The sequence below is a fragment of the Psychromonas sp. MME2 genome, from assembly GCF_040566515.1.
Classification (GTDB): Bacteria; Pseudomonadota; Gammaproteobacteria; order Enterobacterales; family Psychromonadaceae; genus Psychromonas.
The window spans coordinates 175,320-200,706 of record NZ_JBEWXI010000015.1 but is presented as its reverse complement, the minus strand read 5'-3'; the positions used below and the strand labels follow the sequence as shown (position 1 = coordinate 200,706).

Genomic DNA, 25,387 nt, shown 5'->3' with positions numbered 1-25,387 from the left:
TTCATTGCCTTGCTAAATAACCAACCAAAACAGTATACTATTTAACTATCTCAATTTGGAATATTTATTATGCCATTAGCAAATTTCGATAATCAATTTATAAGAGAATTACCTGCAGACCCGATCATCGAAAACGGCTGTAGAAGTGTCGAGTTTTCTGCCTACTCCTTGGTTACCCCAAAGAAAACCCAAGCTCCCTCTTTAATTGCTTATAATGAACAACTAGTCGAACAATTAGGCTTAACCAAATTATTAAGCAATCAAGATGCATTTACTCAAGTAATGACTGGCAATAAACTATTAGCGGGAATGCAAGGTTATGCGCTTTGCTATGGCGGCCATCAATTTGGTCAATGGGCTGGACAATTAGGGGATGGCCGTGCGATTAATTTAGGTGAACTTGTCACTAAAAAATTAGGTTATCAGACGCTGCAATTAAAAGGTGCAGGAAAAACCCCTTACTCTCGACGCGGTGATGGCTGCGCGGTACTTCGTTCGTCTATTCGTGAATATTTATGTTCAGAAGCGCTTTTTAATTTAGGCATCCCAACGACACGCGCACTTAGCTTATGCTTGACGGGTGAAAAAGTCCTCAGAGACATGATGTATAACGGCAACTCTGCAATGGAGTCGGGGGCTATTGTATGTCGAGTTTCTCCTTCCTTTTTACGATTTGGTAATTTTGAGTTACCGTCTGCACGGGGCGATCATGCGCTGTTACAGCAGCTTGTTGAATATAGTATAAAAGCAGATTTCCCCACACTACAGGCTGACAACGCCTCGGATAAAGACGTTTATATCGCTTGGTTTAAAGAAATTTGCCAGCGTCACTGTCATTTAATTATACACTGGATGCGCGTCGGTTTTGTCCATGGGGTTATGAATACTGATAATATGTCTATTATTGGTGAAACAATTGATTACGGCCCCTATGGGTGGATCGATAATTTTGACTTAGATTGGACGCCCAATAGCAGCGATTTTGAACAAAAACGCTATCGCTTTGGACAGCAATCAGCTATTTGCTTGTGGAATCTCTACCGCTTAGCTAATGCTATTTTACCCCTTATTGGTGAAACAGCACCGTTGCAAGCTATTCTCAATGACTACGAGGTTAATTATCAACGTAAATGGTGCCAAATGATGGCCAATAAGCTAGGTCTTGTCGCTTATCAAGGCGAGGACGATTTGCAATTGTTTAAGGATTTAGAAACATTACTATCACTGATCGAAACAGACATGACCATTTTCTATCGTAACTTGGCAAAACTCTCAGCCCAAATCGACCTCACTGATATGAATAGCTGGCTTGAACTATTTTCCCCTTGTTTCTATGACTCGCATAAAGTTGATGGCCATTATGTGCCCATTTTACAACAATGGCTAACACGTTATATAGCGCGAATTGAATTAGATGGATTAACAGACTCTCAACGGGCAATGTCGATGAATAAATATAATCCTAAATATGTGTTGCGCAATTATATAACCCAGCAGGCGATTGAATTAGCTGAACTCGGTGACTTTAGTGAAATAGATAAATTACAAAAAATATTTACACGCCCTTACGATGAGCAGCCGCAATATGAACAATATGCTAAGCGACGCCCTGAATGGGCAAAAAATAAAATAGGGTGTTCAACATTATCCTGTAGTTCATAATAAATTGCACAAAAAATCGATTATGTGACCGTCACTCAAGTTCTTAACTATATGATTAAAATAAGATCAAATAGACTTTTTATTTTTAGTCATTTATTACATTATTTGCGATTCAATAATATTACAAATATTTTTCAACTACATTATTTATAAAAATCACCTAGAAACAAAATAGAGAGATGAGCAATACATTATGGGCGAAAATATAATAGCAAATAGTAATTTACTAAAACTATCGAGTGATAATAAGGAATTACTATTTCTAATTCAGTCTAGCAATGATGCAATCACTGCAGAACATCTCACCCAATTAATTTTATCATCTCCATATTGCAATTTTAAACTTGATCAAGTTGCCATCAACCAAGCCGTAACGGTGGTTAAACAATTAAAAGCAGGCCACTCTGTTGATACTAAGTCGATTATTGTTGCTGAACGTATTGACGCACAATTATCTATCACTATTGATCCCATGCTCATGTTTGCCAAGGCGGAGATCATCTCTGCTTACGGTGGAAAAGCGATTACCAAATCCGACTTGAAGGATCACATTAATGAATTGGGTATTCAGCATGGGATACGCCATAAAACCATCGAATTACTGATCGAAAAATCACAAAGCGCCCCTCCGGGAACTGCTGTGCAAGCAACCATTGCTCAAGGTTCAGAGGCCGTTAATGGGGTTAATGCTAGTTTTACTCGTCTAGTTGACACCCCTAAAGAGCGGCTACTAAAACCCATCGAAGACGAACATGGTCGTGTTGACATGCGTGATTTAGGCGAATTAATTACCGTTGCGCCAGATAGTCATTTAATGCGTAAAACCCCGATGATTTTAGGTTCACCAGGCATGAATGTTATGGGTGATATTCTTGAATATGTCCCCGGTAAAGATTTCGCATTAATTGCAGGTGCTAACACTCAAATCAGCCCTTCTGATGAAAATCTATTAATCTCAACCTTAGTTGGTATACCAAAAGCACTCGGTAACGGAATGCAGGTTGATGATGTGTTATTAATTGATAATGTCAATGTGGGCTATGGTCATGTTAATTATGATGGCAGTATCATCATCAAGGGTAATGTTTGTGAAGGTATGAAAGTAAGCTCTAGCGGAGATATTACCGTATCGGGTTACGTTGAATCAGCTGAAATAAATTGTGGTGGAGACCTGATCGTTTCCAAGGGGATCATAGGCCGTAAACAGGAGGAAAATTGTGATAATTATTCTTGCCAAATCACCGCCAAAGGGTCCGTAATTGCGAATTTTAGCCAATACTCTCAAATAAAAGCAGGTGAAAGTGTCTTTATTAAAAAACAGTTATTACACTGCCATGTTGATAGCCAAGGTGATATTAATGTCATTGATGAATCGGGACTAAAAGGAACAATTTTGGGTGGCATTTTACGCTGTCAAAAAAGTATTAACACGGTAACCTTGGGGGCGACAGCAGGCAGTAAAACGATTATAGATTTGGTCGGCATTTATCCGAAAATAATCAATGATAGGCAATTAATAAAACAATGTATAGATGAAGAGCAAAGTAAACTAGAAAGTTTAATTTCAGCGCAACGTAAAATTGACATTCTACCTAATTCAGAAAAAAAACAGGAATTAGATAGCCGTTTACAGCTCACCAAAGCATCTGTAAAAGAAGTTATATCATCACTAATAATCGAACTAGAAAGTAAAAATAGGGAGCTACAACAATATTTTGAAGAGGCTAAAGTCATCATTCAAAAAAAATTACATAATGATGTAATCGTATCCATTGGCAGAGATAATTTTCGCTCTCAACGAGATTATGGGCCTTCTAAAATATCCGTAAAAAGTTACAAATTATCCGTAGAACCTTACCTTAAATAGACGTAAAACAAGACTAATCCGCATAACTATCTGATATATCTTGTTGCTTTAAATCAGTAGCTGCGTTGCATTCAATCGTAATAGCCTGCTATTACTCAATCAAGCGCCTTTCTCGCCATCATTTTTCCTCAACAAGCCCTGATCGCAATATTATGCGCAACGGTATAAATTAGAACAGTGAATTTCAGGCATAAAAAACCACGTCAATTAACGTGGTTTTTTATGCGCACAATGGCCTTCTAGCTTAGTATTTAATCGGGTAAGACGGCATTGTGATAAACATTCTGTACATCATCACAATCTTCTAGCATATCCATAAATTTTTCAAATTTCTCAATATGCTCTTCGGTGATGTCGGTGTCCGTTTGTGGAACAAAGGTTATCTCTTCCACATCAAACTCAAGGTCTGGATGGTTCTCATGCAGTGCTGTTTTGACCTTATAATATTCTGTATGGGGACAAAACACGGTGATTTGCCCCTTTTCATTCTCAACATCAGTGACATCAACATCAGCCATCAGTAACTCATCTAGTACAGTTTCTTCATCTATACCTTTAAAACTAAAAACAGCTTGATGCTCAAACATATGCGCAACCGTACCTTGAGAGCCTATTTTCGCACCTGTCTTAACAAAACAGTTACGTACATCGGTCCATGTACGTTTATTATTATCCGTTAAACAGTCAACAATAACACTACAACCACCCGGCCCAAAACCTTCATAAGTTGCACGTTCATAGTCTTCACCACCGCCACCTTTTGCTTTTTCAATAGCACGTTCAACGACATGAGTTGGTACTTGATTCTTTTTTAGCGGCATCAATTAAACGACGTAAGGAGAGGTTTCCATCGGGATTTATACCGCCATTTTTAGCACAAACATAAATCTCTTTGCCATACTTTGAGTATACTTTAGTTTTAGCGCCCGCTGTTTTCGCCATCGATTCTTTGCGGTTTTGATATGCTCTTCCCATCTATTAAGACTCTTTTATAGTTGATTAAAATGAAAGTGGTAATTTTAACGCTTAACTAAGCAGTTAGGCTAGTCTAACATCAATAAAATTTGCGTTATTGGCTATAAATTAGCTTTCTATTGCACTTTATAGAGAAGATACCATTAACGGATTAATTTATACCAATTCGCATAATATTATGGTCATAGCTTATTGTGGAAAAATGATGGCGAGCAAGGCGCATGATTGAGTAATAACAGGTTATTACGATTGAATGAAACGCTGTTATCTATTATTTTAACCAATAAGATAGGCCAGGTAGTTATGCAGATTAGTATTAAACAAGTAAAAAAAATCGGCGCACCAGGCACCGATTTTAGATTTACAAAGCAATTAAATTATATCATTTAACTTCACAAACTGACATCGTGCCCACTTTTTGTGCATCAACAAAGTCTGTTACAACCAGTGACATAACATAGTTACCGTCACCTAAAGCTAACGTGTTATTACCTGGGTCACTGATAGCACTACTGCCAATACGTGCAATTGCATCATATTCAGCATCAAGTACCATTGCACTTGCAGAAGTTGTTGTACCTGCAAATACTTGTGGGTCCCAGTTTCCGGTATCAGCAGCTAGCTTAAAGCCACCAGAAAGATCTACACCACTTAAAGCAACTTGGTAAGTATTATTACCTTTATAGTTTAATGCGTATGCAATATCCCATCCCCAACCAGAGTGTGCACCACGTACAGCAAGTGATTCTGCCACAGGCCCAGTTTCAGCACTATCGGCTAGTAACTCACATGTTTTTACTTCAACAGCTGTAACTAATAATGTGGCCGCTGATTTATCGCTGGCGTCAAATTTAAAGGTAACCACTGAATCAACGTCTAATGTCAGAGAAATATTATCTCCCCCGTTTAAAGGGAATACATCGCCAACAGTTAAAGCACCTGAGCCACCGTAATTGATAGGTCCCCAAGTTGGATCAGCCACTTTAAAGCCATAGGTACCTGCATCTAATGTCATGGTAACGTTGTAAACACCCGCAGTAGTAAACTCCATCGCATTCGCCGTTCCCCAGCCGTTCATATCACCACGAATATGTGGGATATCATCACCGAATGGCGGAATAGAAGAGAGATCTTTGTTACTATTATCTACTGGTAGACCCGCACCTTGACTAGCACCTTGTGATTGCACAAATACCGCTGTTGTTAATGCAGGAACAGTAAAGGTACCATCGCTAAATGTTGAGCCATTATCAACTAGGTCAGTATGTAATGTAAAACCAGCAGCATCTTTCACAGGGGCATTAATTGTTGCATTGGTTGTATTAATCACCACAACAATTGCATCTACTGCAGGGTCAAGATCAGCACCCGCAGTAGTACCATCATCAATACTCATGACGATAACACCCGATTGTGATTCTACGCCTGTATTTCTGAAATCAACGCGCGATTGAACTTCACTTGCACTGCCAAGACTAAATAGTGGTGAACTAGTACGAATTTTTAATAGCTCCTTAAAGCGAGTATCAGTCCATTCGATATCGCTCATTACTGGCTTAGCATTGCTATCCGCAATAATCTCTTTAATTAGAGGCCAGTTTGAACCATCTTTATCTTCACGTGGCAGACCAACATTCCAGTTATTGCTACTCATATCAAAATTAACAGTATTGTACCAATCACCAGAATCGTAGCTATCGCGTTGCATTGATTTAGAACGTAGCAATTCAGAACCCATGTGGAAGAACGGAATACCTTGACCAAACATGTTCGTACTTAGGGCAATAATTTGCATTCTAGCACGGTCAGCAGAAGAAACTTCTGATGCGGCTTTGTACATATTATTATCCCAAAGTGTTTGGTTATCATGTTTTGATACATAGGAGATATTTTCCTGTGGATAAGAGTGTAACCCGCTTTTTGGCCATTGTAATTAACGTCTTGACCACGTTTTGTTTTACCTGTGTGGTCCAGCATAACAAAATTAGCTAAGTTACCCGCCATACCCAAGCGAATCAAGTCTCCAGCTTCTCTTAATTTAAGAATTGAAGTATCTTCATCTGCTTGCATTTCATTCCAAACGCCAGCAGTTGCAAAACCTTGGTTTTCACGTAATTGATTGCCACCATCAAATGGACCACCACCACGAACGGCATCACGTAGACGATCAGAGAAGGTACCAATTTCCGTGCCACCCATATTAGGCTGAGTTGCTTGCTCAAATAAGGCATTATCTGCTACTTCACCAAAATTCCAACCTTCGCCGTAGAAATAAGTATCAGGATCAACTTCCTTAACAGCGGCTAATGAATCCACCATTAACTGTTTTGGTTGGTGCCCCATTAAATCAAAACGGAACCCATCGATTTTGTATTCTTTTGCCCAAGTCACTAAAGAATCCGTCATTAATTTACCCATCATGACGTTTTCTGTCGCTGTATTTGAACAACAAGTAGAGGTTTCAACAAAACCAGAGGCATTTAAGCGCTGATAATATCCGGGAACGATTTTATCTAAAACAGATTTAGGAGCAATACCATCGGCATTAGTGTGATTATAAACCACATCCATTACCACGCGGTAACCCATTGCATGGAGCTTCATTATTAGCGTACGATACTCTTCAATGCGCTTAGTTCCCATCGCATCGGTCGCATAACTGCCCTCTGGTGTTGTATAATGGAATGGATCATATCCCCAGTTAAAGCTGTCAATTGAACGTAGGTCATTCATTAAAGCTTGTGCATCACCCGTTTCTGGATTATAGCCCTCTAATACATCACGGATCACAGAGTCATTTACACCATCGTCACAAATGGCTGCCGATGCTTTAATTTCACATAGTTTAGCGACAGTGTCACCCAGATCAACACGTTTAGCTGGATCTTCATCAACCGTTGCGATATCGAATACATTCATTAAATGAGCTACATTCATACCATTTTGCGCTAGTGACTCTAACTGCATAACACTTTTACGATCTGTTTCAGTTATTGCGATATATTTACCATCTAGCGCATCGGTGCCACCATCGTTTGGCGCAGAAGTTAAATCACGAAGATGTGTTTCATAAATAACTAACTGCTCGGGTCTGTCTACAGTTGGAATTGTATGATCTTCCCAACCACTAGGCTTAGCGTCCATAGCTAAATCAACAACTTGAGAGTAAAGGCTATTAGTTGATAAGCTTAATGAATAGGGATCGGTTACCTGTAGTGTTTCTACTTTGTCTAAAGCAGAGTGGTATACTTCCACTTCGTAACGGTAATATTTGCCAAGTGCATCAGTAACATTTTGTACTTCCCAAGTACCATTCGCTTTACGCGTCATCGTCACAGCATCACCAACTTGCGCTAAATTATCATCATAAAGATATAATGAAACGTTTTTAGCCGTAGGCGCCCATACTTTAAATGTCGCATCAGAACCAGTGACGATAGCACCTAAGGTTTCCTTTTGTGCACCTTCATCGCCAGTTGCATAAACAGCATCAAGCGCAGGTGCAAGTTGAACACCCGTAGCATCAAAAACTTTGCCTTCCGCATTCTTAGCGACAAGCACAAGTTGTCCAGATATTAATTCCGCATCAGTTAGTGAAGAATCTTGCGGGATAGCAAAGCCGAATGCTTTATACTCAGCATAACGTTTTGCGGCACCCTCTGGCATCTCTTTTGCGGTTAGCTCTAATTTAACCGACGGAGAAGTAATTTCCCCTGTGTCATCATCAAGAGCAAAACCACCCGTTTCAAGATAATGGATTTCATAGGTCGCATCACCGCTAGTGTCCCAAGCAACCGTTGACGCATCGATTAACGCACCTTTAGTACCTTCATACAATGATAAGGCAACAGGAGTAGCAGAAAGTTCAGGTTTACCTTGTGCTAAGTAAACTTTTTTACCTAGTGTACTCATATCCCATTTACGATCGCCACCCGGTTCTTTTTCATTACCTTTGTGCATGATATATGTCACACAGGTTGCACCAGGTTTTAAATCGATTTTATAAACTGCACCATTATCACCTGTCTCAACTGGCGCTAATGGAGTATCCCACGATGTAACCGCACTATCGGCCGCACCATTACAAGTTGGATCATCGTTCCAAATATGTAAGCCCCAACCATCATAGCTCGCATCTTTGCGTAGATAATTCAGCTCACTTTGGTCAGCATTACCACCATCATCGTCATTATTGTTGCTACTACCGCCACAGGCTACTAATGTAGCGGCTACGAATAACGGCATGGTGTACCGTGCTAATTTATTAATTTTAAATTTCATTAACTTTTCCTGTTCAATTATATTTATTATTGGATTAATAATTTGCAGTTTGTATGAAAATAGTAAAGGTTGCCCTTTTACGGTGCGTAATCTTATGGGATTAAAATAAATTAATATGTGATCAAATCTTACAAAAAAAACAATGAAAAAGTTCAAAAGCAAAGTATCCACCAATTCTGTGAAAGACATCACCGAATACCAATCAAAAAAACTGCAAAGCAGCTTGATTTTTAAAAAACAGCATGAAAGCGCTTTCTCATGGTAATGGTTTACCGTGAAAAATGAGCACTAACATGTAGCGAACCCGGGCGATACAAGCACAAAACAAGAAAAGAACAAAAAAGACACGAAAGCGCTTCATATTCAAATGTAAACGCTACCAATAACCACCTAGGCCAGTTATTTGCATAACACCATCATGGATATAGTTTTTTACGTTGAAAATGTTCAATATAGATAATGAAATATAGCAATTAAACGCCACTTACACGCTCTTTGTTATTTTCACTTTATTTTATTAAAAATAAGCATATTATTGCTTTTCAAGTCACGTAAAATACATTTAGTTTTTCAATTTATTGAAATGTGCAGATTAAGGAAAAATGTATTTAAGATAATATAAGTGCAAATAAATGATCATTATTAATTATAATATTTGCAATACATAAACGAGATGGCGTTGAATATTGGATTTATATATTTCCCCATGTTACCTCAATATTCTTTTAGCAAGCGCTAATCGAACACTAAACAAAGAAGTAACATGGGATAACCTATTATTTTATTTGCTGGTAAAACGGAGATTAACATCGACCTTAGAAGATAAGGCTGCACTAAGTGTCTGTGCTTTCTCGCTTGCTAATATCACCATCCCTTTATGATTGGCTATATTTTTAAAAAAATTATTTAAATCAAAATCCGCCTCTAGTGCATGCGAATTTTTAACTGCAACGCTTTTACCTAACGCTATATCTGCTTTTGTAAATAACAATATAGACTGTGATTTTTTTGCCTCTGTAAAAAGATCATTCACGCCTGTTTCTTGCTCTGCAATCGCCGAAGTGAGCTGTAGCAATTTTCCACTATAGGTTTCAACATCTTCCATTGCTTTTGCCAAATCAGTTGTATTGGCTCCATTAAAGATAATTAAGAATCGTTTAGGGTGACTAACATGACGCTTCAAATCTTGTAAAAAACGCTGGTAGCTACTGCTTTGATAATCGATGATTAGCATGGTTTATCCACTTTTTAAGTAAAGAATAGTTGTGTCACTGCAGTTTATCAGTTTATCTATTTAAAGGTTTAATAAATTGAAAATGCCTTGTATATTTAATTAGCTTAGTTGATAAAGTATAAGTCTTTATTTTTTGACTTGCGGCACAATGACTTCTTTTCACAACAACCAATTTAACATTGATGTAATTACCGATTGGTATTAGTTAATCTTAATCAAGGACAGTTAGATGACGCTCAATAAAAAGTGGCTGATATTTCCTGGCATTGCTATCGGCATTGCAGTTTTAGTCTCCGCCTCTATTTTAAAATCCGCTCCAAAGTTACAAGAGAAATATGATAACGCGCAATTAGTCGATATCACCCCTTTGATAAAACAACACATCTCGCCACAGGTGGTTGGATTTGGGCGAGTATCCGCTAAACAAAAATGGCAAGGTATTGCCGAAGTTAAAGGCACCATAATATATCGACATCCAGATCTTGAGGTGGGCAAACATCTTCGTAAAGGGCGTGTTGTTCTAAAAGTAGATCCTCTTGAATACCAATTAAAAGAGGCACAAGCCGATGCTAATTTACAAGCAGCAAAAGCGCAACTGACACGTTTACAACAAACAGAAAAAAACCTTAATGCAAGCTTAAACATTGAACAACAAAAATTGGCGTTAATCACACAAGAATACCAACGCAATTTACGCCTACAAAAGCAAAAACTTATTTCCAATTCAGCATTAGAAAATCAACAACAGCAATTACTTATTCAAAAAAATTCAGTACAACAATTATCAAGTTCATTAGCCCTACTCCCCGATGATAAAAAAGTCATTGAAGCGCAAATAAAGGTTAATCAGGCAATGCTCGAAGATAGTCAACGTCAGCTACAAAAAACAGAATTTATTCTTCCCTTTGATGCTCGAATTAGCCGCGTCAACATTGAACAATCAGAAGCGGTTACACTAGGAGCAACTCTTTTTGAAGCACAACAGTTAGGTGAGATAGAAGTTGCCGCACAACTATCATTACAAGATGTAGAGATTTTACGAAACAGTGTCATTAACAGCGACCATTCCACCATTGACACATTACTGAGTGAATTAAATTTCGAAGCTGATATTGAGATGATGTTGGGCAATAAAAGTTATCAATGGCCAGCCAAATTAACACGCATAGGCAGCACTATTAATGAACCGCAAGATAGCATCGATTTTTATTTAGAGGTTGAGCAGGATGCTAAAGCTTTTCTAATGGCAACCAAACCACCACTGAGTGAAGGTATGTTCGTTAGTGCAAGGATTAGTGGTCTCCCCTCTGCGCAATTTATCATTCCTGAACGCGCCCTGCATGGTGATGCTATTTATATTATGGATGAGCAAAAAAACTTACAAATCAAACCTGTGCAGGTTGTTTTTAGAACAGCTCAAGGTGTCGCAATTAGTGGCGATATTAAAGAGCAACAAGCACTGATATTAAATGATGTGATCCCCGCTATTGCAGGTATGCGCGTTAAACCAAGCCAAGTCCAAATCAACAACGATAAAAAGGGATTATAGTGATAACACATTCCATCATTATCGACTCATTAATGTTTGTAAAAATGAATGCTAGCTTGTTTTTTGATTTTATAATTAGCACCGCTATCAACAGAAATCCATGCCTCACTAACATCCATTTATTCCGCAGCCTGAACAGATCTCATTATTAAAGGATTTGGTATGATTACATTATTTGTTCGCCACCCAACCCTTGCCAATCTCCTGATGCTAACTTTTTTTGTGTTAGGGTTAAGCCGTGTAGGCGAAATTAAGAGGGAAACTTTTCCTGAGTTTTCCCCTCCCTATATTATTGCTCAAGTTGTCTATCCTGGTGCCTCTCCCTCTGAAGTAGAAGAGAGCATCTGCTTACGTATGGAAGACGCCGTTGATGGCCTTAGTAATATCGAAGAGATAAAATGTGACGCCCGTGAAGGTAGTGCAAGTTTAACGCTTAAAATGAGCGACCAAGCCGATCTTGGACGAAGTTTGATTGATGTTCAAACAGAAATAAATGCGATCAAAGACTTCCCAAGTGAAATTGAAGCCCCCATCGTCAAAGAGTTAGATTGGGCAGAGCCGGTTATTGATGTCGCCATTTCAGGTAACACTACTCGCCCAGATCTCAAAGCCTATGCTGAGGATGTAAAACGCCGTTTAAAAATTGAAGCGGGTGTAAATTTAATCACCATAACAGGTTTTTCTGACCATCAGTTACGTATATCCGTCAATATGATTGATATGCGCCGTATCGGCTTAAGCATTGCTGATATCGCCAATATAATTGGCAAACAAAACATACAAATGCCCGCGGGTAATATTGAGCTATCAGATAAAAATCTATTAATTCGTTTTGACGAACGTAAAACCTCTCCCGCTGATTTAGGAAAAATCATCATTTCAGGTAACGCTCAAGGGGGGCTAATTAGGCTTAAAGATATTGCCACCATTGAAGATACCTTTGAATTAGATGAAGATAATATTCAATTTAATGGGCAACCAGCGGCTATTTTAAAAATCAAAAAGAATAAGGCGGATGATTCGCTTCGCATCAAAGCAAAAGTGCAAAGCTTCATTGAAAATGAAAAGCTAATTGCACCAAAGGGGATCACGCTGACACTTACGAATGACTTATCATCCTTATTACAAGATCGCCTTTCCATGTTACTGCGCAATGGCTGGCAAGGTATTTTATTAGCTTTTTATCGTTATGGTTGTTTTTCTCATTGCGTTATTCATTTTGGGTTTGCGCTGGATTACCCGTTGCGTTTTTAGGCGGTTTATTTTTAATGGGTATGTTTTCCATCTCGATCAATGTAATGACCTTAGTAGGGCTGTTAATGGCAATTGGTATTATGATGGATGACGCCATTGTCATCTCTGAATCCGTTGCAGCTCATATTGACAAAGGCTTGCCCATCAATGAGGCGGTCAGTAAAGGGGTAGCTAAGGTCGCTCCAGGAGTTATCTCTTCTTTTTTAACCACTGTGTTTATTTTTGGTAGTTTGCTGTGGTTAGAAGGACAAATGGGACAAGTGCTATCCGCCGTGCCGCTAGTATTGATTATGGTGCTTTCAATCAGTTTAATTGAAGCCTTTTTGATTCTCCCTCACCATTTAAGCCAATCCCTTAATAAAGCAAAACAAGAATCGCCAACCACTAAGAATAAAAGTACTCTTTTTACAAAAGTTTGAACATTTCAGAACCCATAGCTTAGTCAAAATGGTTGCCTTTATGGTGCATTGGCGCTACGTAAGTATCGGGTTCACCTTTGCCCTATTATTTATCTCTTTTGCCTTGCTAAGTGGTGGGCTGCTTAAGTTTTTACCCTTTCCCGAACTTGATGGCGACATTGCCGAAGCGCGTATCATTTTGCCACCCGGTTCCACTTTGCAACAAACAGAACAAGTCGTCGATAGAATCGTGAGCAGTGCCAAACAACTTAGCGAACAATACAGCAGGTCAAACGCTGAGCCTGCACCGTTGGTGCGAGATATTACGGTGCAATATAATTTTAATGCCGATGCAGGGGAAACTGGAGCGCATATTGCCACTGTTCGTTTAGACCTGCTCTCAGCAAAAATTCGTAACTCATTAATAGACTCCTTTATTAATGATTGGCGGCTTACAACGGGTGAGCTCGCCATGCCTATTTCATTAGTCTTTAAACAACCCGCAATGGGGCCTGCAGGTCGGGATATTGAGCTGCGCCTACAGCATAGTGATTTGACCATGTTAAAGCATGCATCAATCGATCTACAAGCTTATCTATCACAATTTAATGGTGTTAATGGCATTGTCGATGATATGCGCCCAGGAAAGGAGGAAATATTAATCCACCTAAAACCGGGCGCTGAAAACCATGCATTAAACGGTCAAACTATCGCTATGCAACTACGCAGTGCCTATTACGGGCAAACCGCCGATGAAATTCAAGTTGGCCCAGAAAATATAGCCATTCATGTACGCTTAAATAAAGAGCAAGCAGGCGATTTACAAACACTCAGTAACTTCCCGATCATGCTTGCCGACGGTAGCCAAATTCCCTTAAGCAGTGTCGCATTCATTGATTTTCAACGGGCATTTGTGCGTATTCAACGTGTCGATAGCCAACGTACAATCACGGTAATGGCTGATATTGACAATAGCAAAGCGAATGGCAATGAAATAGTAGCCAATATGCGTAATGAGTTTATCCCACTATTAAAGCAACATTATGCGGGGATCATCATCGATTTTGAGGGTGCAGCAAAAGAGTCAGACAAAACGGGCAGTTCCCTACGAAAAGGATTTTTAATCGGCTTATTTGGAATTTTTGTCATTCTTAGCTTCCAATTTAGAAGTTATAGCGAACCTTTGGTGGTCATGTTCGCTATCCCCTTGGCATTAATCGGCGTTCTCTTTGGCCACTATATTACTGGTTATAGTTTATCGATGCCTTCTATTATGGGTTTTATCTCTCTGGCGGGAATCGTCGTCAATGACTCTATTTTATTAGTGCAATATATTCGCCATCACATTGAGCTAGGCGATAAAGTGGTTGATGCTGTTGTCCTAGCCAGTCGAGATCGATTACGAGCTGTTTTTTTAACATCATTGACCACAGCAGCTGGATTATTGCCACTGCTCTTAGAGACAAGTCTACAAGCACAAGTAGTCAAACCACTAGTCGTCTCTATCGTCTTTGGTATTTTTAGCTCTACCTTATTGGTACTGTTTATTATCCCCTGTGCGTACGCAGTGCTCGATGATTTTAATCTAGTACACCGCCATCAAAAATTAACCGCAAAATAGCGCGACTCAAACCCTATACGATTTAACCGTGGCCACACAAAGTAAACTTGTATGGTCACGCTTAGTTTATCCCATTGCGATAGAGTTTATTAACGTTAAATCAGCGACTTATCCATGTTGGCATTATTTCATCAAAACAACCAGCAGCTCACAGTAATTAATTGTCCCTGTACTAGGATTATAGCAATTCCTATTATTAGTTACTCAATAATGTCTATTTCTAAATAGATTTATAACGACGGGAATTGCGATTATTTAATTGCCGTTTAAAGTATGGAGATAAATGTTCTATGACCAAACGTAAAATTTGCCTGTTTGCTTTCACTCTATTTTTCTCAATACCCGCCTTATCTGCTCCACCGCTCATGGACTTAACCACATCGACCATCGGTTATGCATCATTAACTATTTTTGCCATCGCCTACATTTTAGTTATTAGTGAAGAGTATTTACAACTACGTAAATCAAAACCCGTCCTGTTAGCTGCTGGCCTTATTTGGTTAATGATTGGTTTCTTGCTTAATCAGCAGGGGCAAATTGAGATTGCAAAGGCGGCTTTAGAGCATAATTTATTAGAATACTCAAAACTGCTCTTATTTTTACTCGTTGCAATGACTTACATAAGTGCAATGGAAGAGAGACGACTCTTTGATTCATTACAAGCTTGGATGGTTTGTAAGGGGTTCAACTACCGCACTTTGTTCTGGTTGACTGGGATCTTAGCATTTTTTATCTCTCCAATAGCCGATAACTTAACGACAGCGCTGTTGATGTGTGCGGTAGTCATGAAAGTGGGGGGAGATAATAATAAATTTATTAATTTAGCCTGTATCAATATTGTTATTGCCGCTAATGCGGGCGGTGCATTTAGCCCATTTGGTGACATCACTACATTAATGGTATGGCAAGCAGGTATTGTCTCATTTGGTCAATTCTTAGACCTATTGATTCCCTCTATCGTAAATTACCTATTACCTGCATTTATTATGTCCCGCTTTGTCGAAAAAACCCAACCACTGACTGTTTGTGAGTTTGTTGAATTAAAACGCGGTGCGCGGCGAATCGTGTTACTTTTTATTCTCACTATTTTTACAGCAGTAGGTTTCCATCTATTTATCGATTTTCCTCCTGTCATAGGGATGATGATGGGGCTCGCCTATTTACAATTTTTTGGTTATTTTCTGCGTAAAACCCTGCCTAGTTCATTAGCAAAAAAAACTAAAAGAGCTTTGAATAACAATGATCAAGCTGCATTAAAACGCCTTGGTTCCGTTGTTCCCTTTGATGTTTTTCAACGCGTTGCATCATCAGAATGGGATACATTACTGTTCTTTTATGGTGTGGTTATGTGTGTCGGAGGACTTAGTTTATTAGGTTATTTAGACTTAGTATCAGGAGTTATCTATACACAATGGAATCCAATTTGGGCCAATATAATGGTTGGTGGTATGTCCGCCATTGTCGACAATATTCCGGTGATGTATGCCATATTAACCATGCAACCTGACATGTCTATGGGCAATTGGTTATTAGTAACACTAACAGCCGGTGTTGGCGGAAGTCTACTGTCCATAGGCTCAGCAGCTGGTGTTGCGTTGATGGGGGCAACGAGAGGAAAATATACCTTTTTTGGACACCTAAAGTGGATGCCCGTCATTGCGATCGGTTATGCCGCGAGCATTATTGTGCATCTACTACTTAATAGTGAATTATTCACTTAGTTCAAACAATTTGTCCCGCACTACCCAAAAACGTCCTTTTTTACGCGCAATAATAACCTTTGGTGCGCGTAAACGATGTGCATTTTTTATCACCTTAGTGGGGCAGCTTTCTGTGAAGGGTCTATGCCTATCGATTAAATGTGGGCGAATAAAGCGATTAAGAAAATCTCTCTTCTGCGTTTTGCTATGCAGGGGCCAAACCTCATTAATTTCCCCGCCATCATCGCCAATATAGGTGACTTTTAATTGTGCTTTTGCAAATTTATTCTTACCCGCTTGCAGCTTTAAATCTATGCAATTCATTATTAGAGCGTCTTTAAGTTTTAATGCGTCACGTAATTTTTTATCGGGATCCACCAGTACATGGTTGCATTGTTGACATTGTCGAGCAGCTATATCGTTATCAGCCCCACACTGGTCACAAAATTTAGCGCGAAAACGATAACCGCATATTTCTCGCAGCCCATCGGCATGCTCTTTGTAACCTTGACATTGGCGCCCATAATGCTCGATAACGAAACCTGCAGGATCCATTTTACCCCAAAAGTTATTCTTAAACGAACATACAGGGCAAGGTATAGTCACAATTTCACTGTCACAATCTGGTTGAGCACTGCCCACTTCCGGTTGATACAAATCATAACAATTACCAGCAAACTCCATCACCAAACAATCTTTTTTACCCGCACTAAGGCGTAAACCACGCCCCACAATCTGCTGATATAAACTAATCGATTCGGTGGGTCGTAGGATGGCTATTAAATCAACATGTGGCGCATCAAAACCGGTGGTTAATACCGATACATTTACTAAAAACTTAATATTCTCAGCTTTAAATTCAGTAATAATACAATCTCGCTCCTCGACAGGGGTATCACCAATTACCAGTGCCGCATTTTCATCAACCAAGTAGGTCATGATCTCCTTGGCATGATTCACCGTAGAAGCAAAAATCATCACCCCCCTTCTATCCTTACTGGTACTAACCACCTGCTTGATAATTTGCGGGGTTACACGTTGTGATTTTTTTACTACGGAATCGAGTTGTGCAACATTAAAATACCCTGCTGAGGAGATTTTAACCTGTGAAAAATCATAGCCGATCACCGCCATATCCATTATTTTCGGTGTTGTTAAGTATTTTTCTTCCAGTAAAAAACGGATAGGTAAGTCAAAAATACAGTCACGAAAAAATCGTTTTTCATGACTCCGCACTTGCCCGCGTGTATGGTATTGATAAATCCACCCCATCCCCAAACGATAAGGGGTGGCGGTAAGACCTAATATTTTTAAGTTGGGGTTGATTGACTGTAAGTGTTGAATAACTTTTTGATAGGCGCTATTTTCATCCTCAGGCACACGATGGCATTCATCAATAATCAATAATGAAAATGCGTCATCAAAACGGCCTAATCCATTGGCAATAGACTGTACTGACGCGAATACAACTTGACGATCATTCTCTTTGCGCCCTAAGCCTGCGGAAAATATTGAGGCTTGTAAATCATAACTTTCATATTTAGCATGATTTTGCTCAACCAGCTCCTTAACATGTGCAAGGACCAAAACACGCCCTCTAGCAAGCCGAGCTAATTCCGCAATGATTAAGCTTTTACCAGCCCCCGTTGATAATGCTAATACTGCGGGATCACTATTTTTTCGGAAGTATGCGATAGTCGCATTAACGCTGTCTTGCTGATAAGGGCGAAGTATATACATATGGCGAAGCTATAAGGAAAAATAATTACGCTTAAATTAAATCGTTGCCAGCAGACAACGATTTAGCATTAAAGCAGTTCTTTCTTCACGGCCTTTACAATGCCAACTGGTTTCTTGAGATAAAGCGCGTGATTTAATAAAACCGCTTTATCTGCGATCGTTAATAACAGGGCTGGAAATGAATTTGTTCCCATAAACTCTTGTAATTCGTTAATATCAGATAACGTATATTCCGCTTCTTTACTTAACTCTTCTTTAAACACTTTATTCGGAGGCGACAGTTTAAATGCATTAATAATCTCATTGAAATCATGCTTACATGTTAAAGGATTACCTTCAATAAAATGCGCATTTTGTAGTGCGTTTAACACTGGTAACGCTCTCTCAGGTTGTTTACTTTGCAGCCAAGTCATTAAGTTCGCTGCTAGAATAGAACTCTTTGGGCTATCGGAAAAACGCATGTAATCTTTAGCAAATTTAACGCAACTCTGTTGAGCTACCGCATCAACCTGTTTGAAGCCAGCACTATCGCTGCCATCAAAATGTGCACAATGCCAGATATGTAACTTCATTTCAGGGTAAGCATTAGCAAGTTCATTCACTTGTGCCGTTGCTGCATAACTCCAAGGACAGTGTGAGTCATAAATAAAATAGAGTTCAGGTATCATCGTCTCGCCTTCTATTAATAAATTGAATATGATTTTAGTGACTTTAAGGCCACTATACAATCAATGATTTTGACCAACATGGATAATTACAAATGGGGAAAAAGACACTAGAAATGTAATGATAAAAAAACACCTCCCATAATATGATCATGGAAGGTGTTTAAATGCAATCTGAACTAATAGGTCATATTAAATAATGAAACGTTTTATCTCATTACTTAATAGATTTGCTTGTTCCGCTAATTCATCACCCATTAATTCATTTTGTTGTGCCGACTCACTGGATGTTTCTGCCACATCTCTTATCGATACCACATGACGATTAACTTCAGCAGCAACCATGCTCTGCTCTTCGATAGCCGTTGCAATCGTAGTATTCATATCCATAATCGCAACCATATCGTGATTGATTTTTTCAAGTAATCGCCCTGCTTGTGAGGCCTTATCAGCACTCTCTTGCCCTTCGTGACGACAATCAACCATTAAAGCAACAATCTGTTTAGTTCTATTCTGTAAAGATACAATGATATTTTCAATTTCTTTCGTCGATGATTGTGTGCGACTAGCAAGCGTACGAACCTCATCGGCAACAACCGCAAAACCACGACCTTGTTCGCCAGCACGAGCCGCCTCTATCGCCGCATTTAATGCTAATAGATTAGTTTGTTCTGCAATACCTCGGATCACATCAAGTACACTGCCAATTGTTTCGCTATCTTTGGCTAAATAATTCACCACACCTTCGGATTCAATTAATTTATCAGATAACAAGTTGATTTGCGTGATAGTTGCATCGACACCTTGCAGCCCCTGTGCAGCATTATCATTGGACTGTTGTGCTTTATCTGCGGCATCTGTTGTATTGTTGGCAATCTCTTCAATAGTTGCAACCATTTCGGTAACAGCAGTAGCCACCATATCCGTCTCTTGCATCTGTGACGCCACACCTAAATTCGATTTGTGAATATTATCAGTTAGTGTCGCTGTCGCATTATTGAGACTGCCAACAGAATTATTCACCGACACAATAAGACGTTGGAAGTTAGCAATCATGCTATTAAATGCTTTGCCCATATCCGCCAGCTCATCTTTATTATCCGTTGCAAGCGAAATTGTTAAATCATTCGTTTCTGATATTTTAATAATCGAGTTTTTAATATAGGAAATGCCATTCATAATACTACGCGCAATAACCCAAGCAATCGCAATTGAAACAAACAATGCAACGGCAAATAAAATATTCGTCACCTGCTTAATTTCATCAACGTACGTGTCCACGGCCACATTCACTTTAGCAATTAAGTTATTTTGTATTTCCGTTACTTTTAACGCACTTTCATTCATTGATTTTTGTAAGCCATCGGTTGCGTTATAACCTAATTTTTTCTGCTCTTTTATTAACGCTAGGAATGAACTTTGATAATTTTCTAGTCCCTCTAAAATCGCTTTTTTCTGTGTACTGATTAAATAACTTTTTTTAACATCTGCATGTAATATTTCATAATCATCCTGGAATACCGTAATAAATCTGTCATCAAGTTGACGTATATAGTTCTGTTCACTGCTTCTTATCTTAAGCATTAAATTTAAGAACGACATTGAATCACCAATAGCTTGCTCAGTAGCGCTCACAGCATCCGCTAACTGCCCATTCAAACCACTCTTTAAATCAAATCCAATCGCACTTTGGGTTGCCACAAGTTCAGAAAAATATTGTTGATACTCATTGAGTACGACGGCTAATTGCAGCGCTTCATCAACAGGGACATTAATCAAACCTAAATCTGTTTCTAACACTTTAATTCTGCTTTGTAGCTGCGCAACTTCATCATTAAATGAGGTTATGTAACCATTCTCTTTACGCGCTAAGAAGTCTTTTTCATAGGAGCGCAATTGCAGTATTCCAGCTTCAATTTTGCCAATATTCTGCACCAATTTTATATCTTGTTGTAAAGATGAAGAGGAGAAGTTAATGAGGAGTAACATAGCGACCATACTTACTATTGTTACGGCAGCGTTTGCTATTAATTTATTTTTTATCAACATGCAGCGTGTTCCCTGTAGTGTACATAGACAATTTACGAAATTTGTTATGAAATAATGTAATCTTAATTAAAAATAGACAAATCTATATTGAACTAAATTTTGATTAACTCTTATGATTATTTCCGATCATATCATTAATAGAAACATACTATGGTAGTAGGGGGAGTAAATCCCCCTCCCCCTAGGGCGTAGATAGATCTAATTGCAAATTTGTGATGTGAAATATGTAAATACATTTAAAACTAAGAGATATAAGATTTGGCCCAATAAGTGGGTTGAAGTATGGCCTATCATGTTGATTAAAAATAAATAAAAAACAAATAACAACAAAAACATATTGCCATGTAATTTACATCAAAACCAAATCCAATTGGTATAATTTGCTGCAATACTAGCATTTTGCATAATATTTTGTTCATAGCTTGTGGAGAACAAATGAGGGAAAGCAAAAAGCATGAATCGAATAATTACAGATGATTGCGATTAAATGCAACATGGTCATCTATTATTTTAACCACCATAATAGATCAGATACTTATGCGGATAACTGTAAATAGCATCATATACGATAAACATAAAAAACCCGAACGCTTATATTCATAAACTGTTCGGGTTCTAGTCGTACCTAGGAGGCACTAAATATGGCGGTGAGCGAGAGATTCGAACTCTCGTTAGGGGTTAACCTAAACACACTTTCCAGGCGTGCGCCTTCAGCCACTCAGCCAGCTCACCAATACTTCGATATTTCATTGAAGCGGGGCGCATGATAGTTAACTCTCCTCCTAAAATCAACTACTAATATCATTTTATATAATATTAAGTTCTTGGCGAAGATAAACACTCGCCCCTAGCAATCCTGGATTATCATGAATAATCAAATAGGTTGGGATCGATGCTAGATAGCTTTTAAAACGCCCCTTATCTTCAAAATATTTTCTAAAATCACTTGCTTGAAAGAAATCAACAAATCGAGGAACAATTCCGCCCGCAATATAAACACCACCAATACAAGAAAGGTTTAAGGCAAGGTTACCCGCAAAACCTCCCATCACTTCACAGAAAATATTCAAGCTACGCAAAGCCAACGGGCATTCATTTGCAAGAGCAGCACCAGTCACTTCTTTTGGCTCATGAAACACCGGTTGCTTACCTTCTAAACGGCATAGGCTATGATATAAATTAACTAAACCTTGCCCAGCCAAAATTCGTTCTGCCGAAACATGCCCGAATTGTTCCTGTAATAAAAGCAAAATATCAGCCTGTTCACGTGTATTTGGCGCAAAACTAACATGACCACCTTCACCATCCAAACTGATCCATTTATCAGCTGGTTTAATAATGTGTGAAACGCCTAGACCCGTTCCAGGTCCAAATACTGCGGTGACGCCATTTTCAACGGGTTCTCCTCCCCCAACTTTTATTTTTTGTTGGTCATTGAGGAAAGGGACTGCTAATGAAATTGCAGTGTAATCATTAATAAGATATAAAGATGTTAAATTAAGTTTTTCTTTTAATGCCTGCTTAGAAAAAGCCCAACTTAAATTAGTCATCACAATCTGATCATTATCAACAGGGCAAGCAATACCAATACAAAGATGCTTCACTTCGCCCTGTAATGTTGCAAAATATTGCACTAATGCTGCATCAAGCGTTACAAATTCCGCACAAGCAAACTCTCTTAATTTACTCAATTCACCGGTTTCTATATCACAAACAGCAAGGCGAATATTAGTACCGCCAACATCAGCAACTACAGACAACATATTTTTCTCCATAAATAATTAAAAATAAAAAATAAAAGTATAAATTCGACAGATCTCACTCACAATATCGTAATAAAACAACGAAAAGGTTGATCTAAAACAGCTTTATGTTGTAATAAAATGACAGCGAATAATGGCTTACTTATAATAAAGTGACATTACAAGCATTTAATCTATTTTAGATCCTACGACATAAAAGGATTAAAAAACATAAACTATCACGAGCTATTTTGTAAGTGCCTAGTTTAACTTATAAATAATATATTACAGCGGTCAGGCATGAATACTTTAGAGTTAATTCAAAAAAATCTAGATACTTTTAGCAAATCAGAACGGAAAGTAGCCGAAGTGGTAATAACATCACCACAGATAGCAATTCATTCTAGTATAGCTACATTAGCAAAAATGGCATCAGTCAGTGAGCCAACTGTAAACCGGTTTTGTCACCAGCTTAATACTAAGGGATTTCCTGATTTTAAACTACACCTAGCACAAAGCCTTGCGCTTGGTACTCCCTATGTTAATCGTAATGTTAATGAAAGTGATGGCCCAAGTGCTTATACAGCAAAAATATTTGAGTCAACAATAGCCTGTTTAGAAAATGTCAAAGACTCCTTAGATATATCACTTATTAACCGTGCTGTTGATGTTTTGACACAGGCAAATAAAATCTCTTTCTTTGGCCTAGGTGCTTCTGCATCTGTTGCTAAAGATGCGCTGAATAAATTTTTTCGATTTAATATTCCTGTTTTATGTTTTGATGACGTTGTCATGCAAAAGATGAGCAGCATCAACAGTAACGATGGTGATGTCCTTGTCTTAATTTCACATACAGGGCGCACTAAAGCGTTGGTTGAAGTAGCTCAATTAGCACGTAAAAATGATGCCTTTGTTATTGCTTTAACAGCATCTAACTCGCCACTTGCTCTTCAGAGTAATTTAGTCTTATCGACTAATGTCCCTGAAGATACCGATATCTATATGCCAATGGCCTCACGAATTGCTCAATTAGTCCTAATTGATGTTTTAACGACTGGATTTACACTTCGACGCGGCTCCAAATTTAGAGATAATTTAAAAAAAGTAAAAGAAGGTATTCGCGACTCAAAATTTGATATGTAAAATAAATCAGTAACATTTGTAAATACACTTCATATTTGTTACAAGATGTTTCCCCTATACAAGGAGTAGATGATGATCAGACGTACAAAAATAGTAACAACCCTTGGACCTGCTACCGATAGAGATAATAATTTAGAAAAAATCATTGCTGCAGGCGCCAACATGGTTCGTATGAATTTCTCTCATGGAGAAGCGATAGACCATGTTAGACGAGCAAATGAAGTTCGCGAAATAGCTGCCCGTTTAGGTAAAGAAGTGGCAATTATGGGCGATCTACAGGGCCCTAAAATACGCGTATCAACATTCATAGATAAAAAAATTCATCTTGCAGTTGGTGATAAATTTGCGCTAGATAGCGATATTGAAAAGGGTCAAGGCAATCAACAGGCCGTAGGACTAGATTATAAAACATTACCGCAAGAAGTAGAATCAGGTGATATATTATTACTTGATGATGGCCGCGTGCAATTACAAGTAGAAAAAGTAACGGGCAACCGCGTTGACACCGTAGTCACAATCGGTGGTCCACTTTCAAATAATAAAGGTATTAATAAAAAAGGTGGGGGTTTATCAGCTCCCGCACTTACTGAAAAAGATAAAAAAGATATATTAACCGCAGCTCAAATTGGCTGTGATTACCTAGCGGTATCTTTTCCTCGCAATGGTGCTGATATCCACTATGCTCGAAAATTAGCACAAGAAGCTGGTTGTCATGCCAAAATTGTAGCAAAAGTAGAACGAGCTGAAGCCGTTGAAACACAAGAAGCTTTAGAAGATATTGTTCTTGCATCTGATGTGGTGATGGTTGCTCGAGGCGATTTAGGTGTTGAGATTGGCGACGCACGTTTGGTGGGCGTACAAAAAAATATGATCCGCACAACACGCCGTTTAAATCGCGTAGTGATTACCGCGACGCAAATGATGGAATCAATGATCAGCGCGCCGATGCCAACCCGCGCGGAAGTGATGGACGTTGCAAATGCGGTACTTGATGGTACGGATGCCGTAATGCTTTCAGGCGAAACAGCGGCGGGTGATTATCCAGTTGAAACTGTAAAAGCAATGAGCGACGTTTGTATTGGCGCAGAAAAACACCCAAGCATTAATGTTTCCAATAACCGTATGAACTACACATTTGAGGATCCTGGTGAAGCTCTTGCAATGACAACTATGTTTGCCGCTAACCACACCGTTGGGGTTAAAGCGATTGTTGCATTAACCGAATCAGGTTCAACACCATTATTAATGTCACGTTTAAGCTCGGGCCTACCTATCTATGCACTTTCAGGTAATGCGCAAACATTAAACTACTGTGCATTATATCGTGGTGTGACCCCCGTTAAATTCCCATCTACAACAACTAACAGTGTTGAATATATTGCTAAGGCAATCCAAACATTAAAAGATAAAGATTGTCTAAAAGATGGTGATCTGATACTGATTACTCACGGAGATGATAACAACGCAGGCTCTACAAACACCTGTAAAATTGTTAGAGTGTAGGTAA

14 protein-coding genes, 1 tRNA gene and 2 pseudogenes are annotated in these 25,387 nt (G+C 38.7%); 8 read left to right on the top strand and 9 right to left on the bottom strand.

Annotated elements, in window-relative coordinates; translation table 11 throughout:
• Positions 1 to 69 precede the first annotated feature (69 nt).
• Entirely contained in the window at positions 70 to 1,662 is a 1,593-nt protein-coding gene (locus AB1A03_RS16265; protein WP_354625647.1) for a protein adenylyltransferase SelO, read from the top strand.
• Positions 1,663 to 1,855: 193 nt separating this feature from the next.
• The gene (locus tag AB1A03_RS16260; RefSeq protein ID WP_354625646.1) at positions 1,856 to 3,529 is read left to right on the top strand and encodes a flagellar assembly protein A; all 1,674 of its coding nucleotides are present in this window, start codon (positions 1,856 to 1,858) and stop codon (positions 3,527 to 3,529) included.
• 251 nt (positions 3,530 to 3,780) lie between these two features.
• Here AB1A03_RS16260 and AB1A03_RS16255 read toward each other — a convergent pair.
• From AB1A03_RS16255 to AB1A03_RS16240, 4 genes and pseudogenes are all read right to left on the bottom strand, one after another.
• Positions 3,781 to 4,504, bottom strand: a pseudogene (locus AB1A03_RS16255) (YebC/PmpR family DNA-binding transcriptional regulator).
• Positions 4,505 to 4,886: 382 nt separating this feature from the next.
• A complete protein-coding gene (locus AB1A03_RS16250; protein ID WP_354625645.1) occupies positions 4,887 to 6,344 on the bottom strand; it encodes an alpha-1,6-glucosidase domain-containing protein in 1,458 nt (485 codons plus the stop codon).
• Positions 6,281 to 8,785: a pullulanase-type alpha-1,6-glucosidase gene (gene pulA / locus AB1A03_RS16245; RefSeq protein ID WP_354625644.1), complete on the bottom strand. Its 2,505-nt coding sequence runs from the start codon at positions 8,783 to 8,785 to the stop codon at positions 6,281 to 6,283. The genes AB1A03_RS16250 and pulA overlap by 64 nt, the downstream gene beginning before the upstream one ends.
• A 781-nt stretch (positions 8,786 to 9,566) precedes the next feature.
• Positions 9,567 to 10,019 carry an AAA family ATPase gene (locus AB1A03_RS16240; protein ID WP_354625643.1) on the bottom strand — a complete coding sequence of 151 codons (453 nt, stop codon included), beginning with the start codon at positions 10,017 to 10,019 and terminating at the stop codon, positions 9,567 to 9,569.
• A 229-nt stretch (positions 10,020 to 10,248) separates the two neighbouring features.
• Between AB1A03_RS16240 and AB1A03_RS16235 the strand changes: the two genes are divergently transcribed.
• The 4 genes and pseudogenes from AB1A03_RS16235 to nhaD all read left to right on the top strand — a co-directional run bounded on the left by AB1A03_RS16235 (position 10,249) and on the right by nhaD (position 16,562).
• The gene (locus AB1A03_RS16235; protein ID WP_354625642.1) at positions 10,249 to 11,568 is read left to right on the top strand and encodes an efflux RND transporter periplasmic adaptor subunit; all 1,320 of its coding nucleotides are present in this window, start codon (positions 10,249 to 10,251) and stop codon (positions 11,566 to 11,568) included.
• 162 nt (positions 11,569 to 11,730) lie between these two features.
• Positions 11,731 to 13,241: pseudogene (locus tag AB1A03_RS16230) on the top strand (efflux RND transporter permease subunit).
• Positions 13,242 to 13,281: 40 nt separating this feature from the next.
• On the top strand, positions 13,282 to 14,841 hold the full coding sequence (locus AB1A03_RS16225; protein ID WP_354625641.1) for an efflux RND transporter permease subunit: 1,560 nt from the start codon (positions 13,282 to 13,284) through the stop codon (positions 14,839 to 14,841).
• A gap of 290 nt (positions 14,842 to 15,131) precedes the next feature.
• On the top strand, positions 15,132 to 16,562 hold the full coding sequence (gene nhaD / locus AB1A03_RS16220) for a sodium:proton antiporter NhaD (protein ID WP_354625640.1): 1,431 nt from the start codon (positions 15,132 to 15,134) through the stop codon (positions 16,560 to 16,562).
• Here nhaD and radD read toward each other — a convergent pair.
• The 5 genes from radD to AB1A03_RS16195 form a co-directional block, all read right to left on the bottom strand.
• Positions 16,551 to 18,281 carry a DNA repair helicase RadD gene (radD, locus tag AB1A03_RS16215; protein ID WP_354625639.1) on the bottom strand — a complete coding sequence of 577 codons (1,731 nt, stop codon included), beginning with the start codon at positions 18,279 to 18,281 and terminating at the stop codon, positions 16,551 to 16,553. The two genes, nhaD and radD, sit on opposite strands and share 12 nt — an antisense overlap.
• Before the next feature lie 68 nt (positions 18,282 to 18,349).
• Positions 18,350 to 18,949: a protein-disulfide isomerase gene (locus tag AB1A03_RS16210; RefSeq protein WP_354625638.1), complete on the bottom strand. Its 600-nt coding sequence runs from the start codon at positions 18,947 to 18,949 to the stop codon at positions 18,350 to 18,352.
• Between the two features lie 189 nt (positions 18,950 to 19,138).
• Complete coding sequence (locus tag AB1A03_RS16205) at positions 19,139 to 20,995, bottom strand: methyl-accepting chemotaxis protein (RefSeq protein WP_354625637.1); 1,857 nt, start codon at positions 20,993 to 20,995, stop codon at positions 19,139 to 19,141.
• A gap of 642 nt (positions 20,996 to 21,637) precedes the next feature.
• A tRNA-Ser gene (locus AB1A03_RS16200) sits at positions 21,638 to 21,727 on the bottom strand.
• Positions 21,728 to 21,801: 74 nt separating this feature from the next.
• On the bottom strand, positions 21,802 to 22,758 hold the full coding sequence (locus tag AB1A03_RS16195; protein ID WP_354625636.1) for a glucokinase: 957 nt from the start codon (positions 22,756 to 22,758) through the stop codon (positions 21,802 to 21,804).
• A 279-nt stretch (positions 22,759 to 23,037) separates the two neighbouring features.
• Between AB1A03_RS16195 and AB1A03_RS16190 the strand changes: the two genes are divergently transcribed.
• Positions 23,038 to 23,880, top strand: a complete 843-nt coding sequence (locus tag AB1A03_RS16190) for a MurR/RpiR family transcriptional regulator (protein WP_354625635.1) — start codon at positions 23,038 to 23,040, stop codon at positions 23,878 to 23,880.
• Between the two features lie 72 nt (positions 23,881 to 23,952).
• Positions 23,953 to 25,383, top strand: coding sequence for a pyruvate kinase (pyk, locus tag AB1A03_RS16185; protein ID WP_354625634.1), 1,431 nt, complete (start codon positions 23,953 to 23,955; stop codon positions 25,381 to 25,383).
• Positions 25,384 to 25,387: the final 4 nt, after the last annotated feature.

Coding starts and splice junctions, on each gene's coding strand:
- AB1A03_RS16265 (WP_354625647.1), top strand. CDS start 70: ATGCCATTAGCAAATTTCGATAATCAATTTATAAGAGAATTACCTGCA.
- AB1A03_RS16260 (WP_354625646.1), top strand. CDS start 1,856: ATGGGCGAAAATATAATAGCAAATAGTAATTTACTAAAACTATCGAGT.
- AB1A03_RS16250 (WP_354625645.1), bottom strand. CDS start 6,344: ATGTACAAAGCCGCATCAGAAGTTTCTTCTGCTGACCGTGCTAGAATG.
- pulA (WP_354625644.1), bottom strand. CDS start 8,785: ATGAAATTTAAAATTAATAAATTAGCACGGTACACCATGCCGTTATTC.
- AB1A03_RS16240 (WP_354625643.1), bottom strand. CDS start 10,019: ATGCTAATCATCGATTATCAAAGCAGTAGCTACCAGCGTTTTTTACAA.
- AB1A03_RS16235 (WP_354625642.1), top strand. CDS start 10,249: ATGACGCTCAATAAAAAGTGGCTGATATTTCCTGGCATTGCTATCGGC.
- AB1A03_RS16225 (WP_354625641.1), top strand. CDS start 13,282: ATGGTGCATTGGCGCTACGTAAGTATCGGGTTCACCTTTGCCCTATTA.
- nhaD (WP_354625640.1), top strand. CDS start 15,132: ATGACCAAACGTAAAATTTGCCTGTTTGCTTTCACTCTATTTTTCTCA.
- radD (WP_354625639.1), bottom strand. CDS start 18,281: ATGTATATACTTCGCCCTTATCAGCAAGACAGCGTTAATGCGACTATC.
- AB1A03_RS16210 (WP_354625638.1), bottom strand. CDS start 18,949: ATGATACCTGAACTCTATTTTATTTATGACTCACACTGTCCTTGGAGT.
- AB1A03_RS16205 (WP_354625637.1), bottom strand. CDS start 20,995: ATGTTGATAAAAAATAAATTAATAGCAAACGCTGCCGTAACAATAGTA.
- AB1A03_RS16195 (WP_354625636.1), bottom strand. CDS start 22,758: ATGTTGTCTGTAGTTGCTGATGTTGGCGGTACTAATATTCGCCTTGCT.
- AB1A03_RS16190 (WP_354625635.1), top strand. CDS start 23,038: ATGAATACTTTAGAGTTAATTCAAAAAAATCTAGATACTTTTAGCAAA.
- pyk (WP_354625634.1), top strand. CDS start 23,953: ATGATCAGACGTACAAAAATAGTAACAACCCTTGGACCTGCTACCGAT.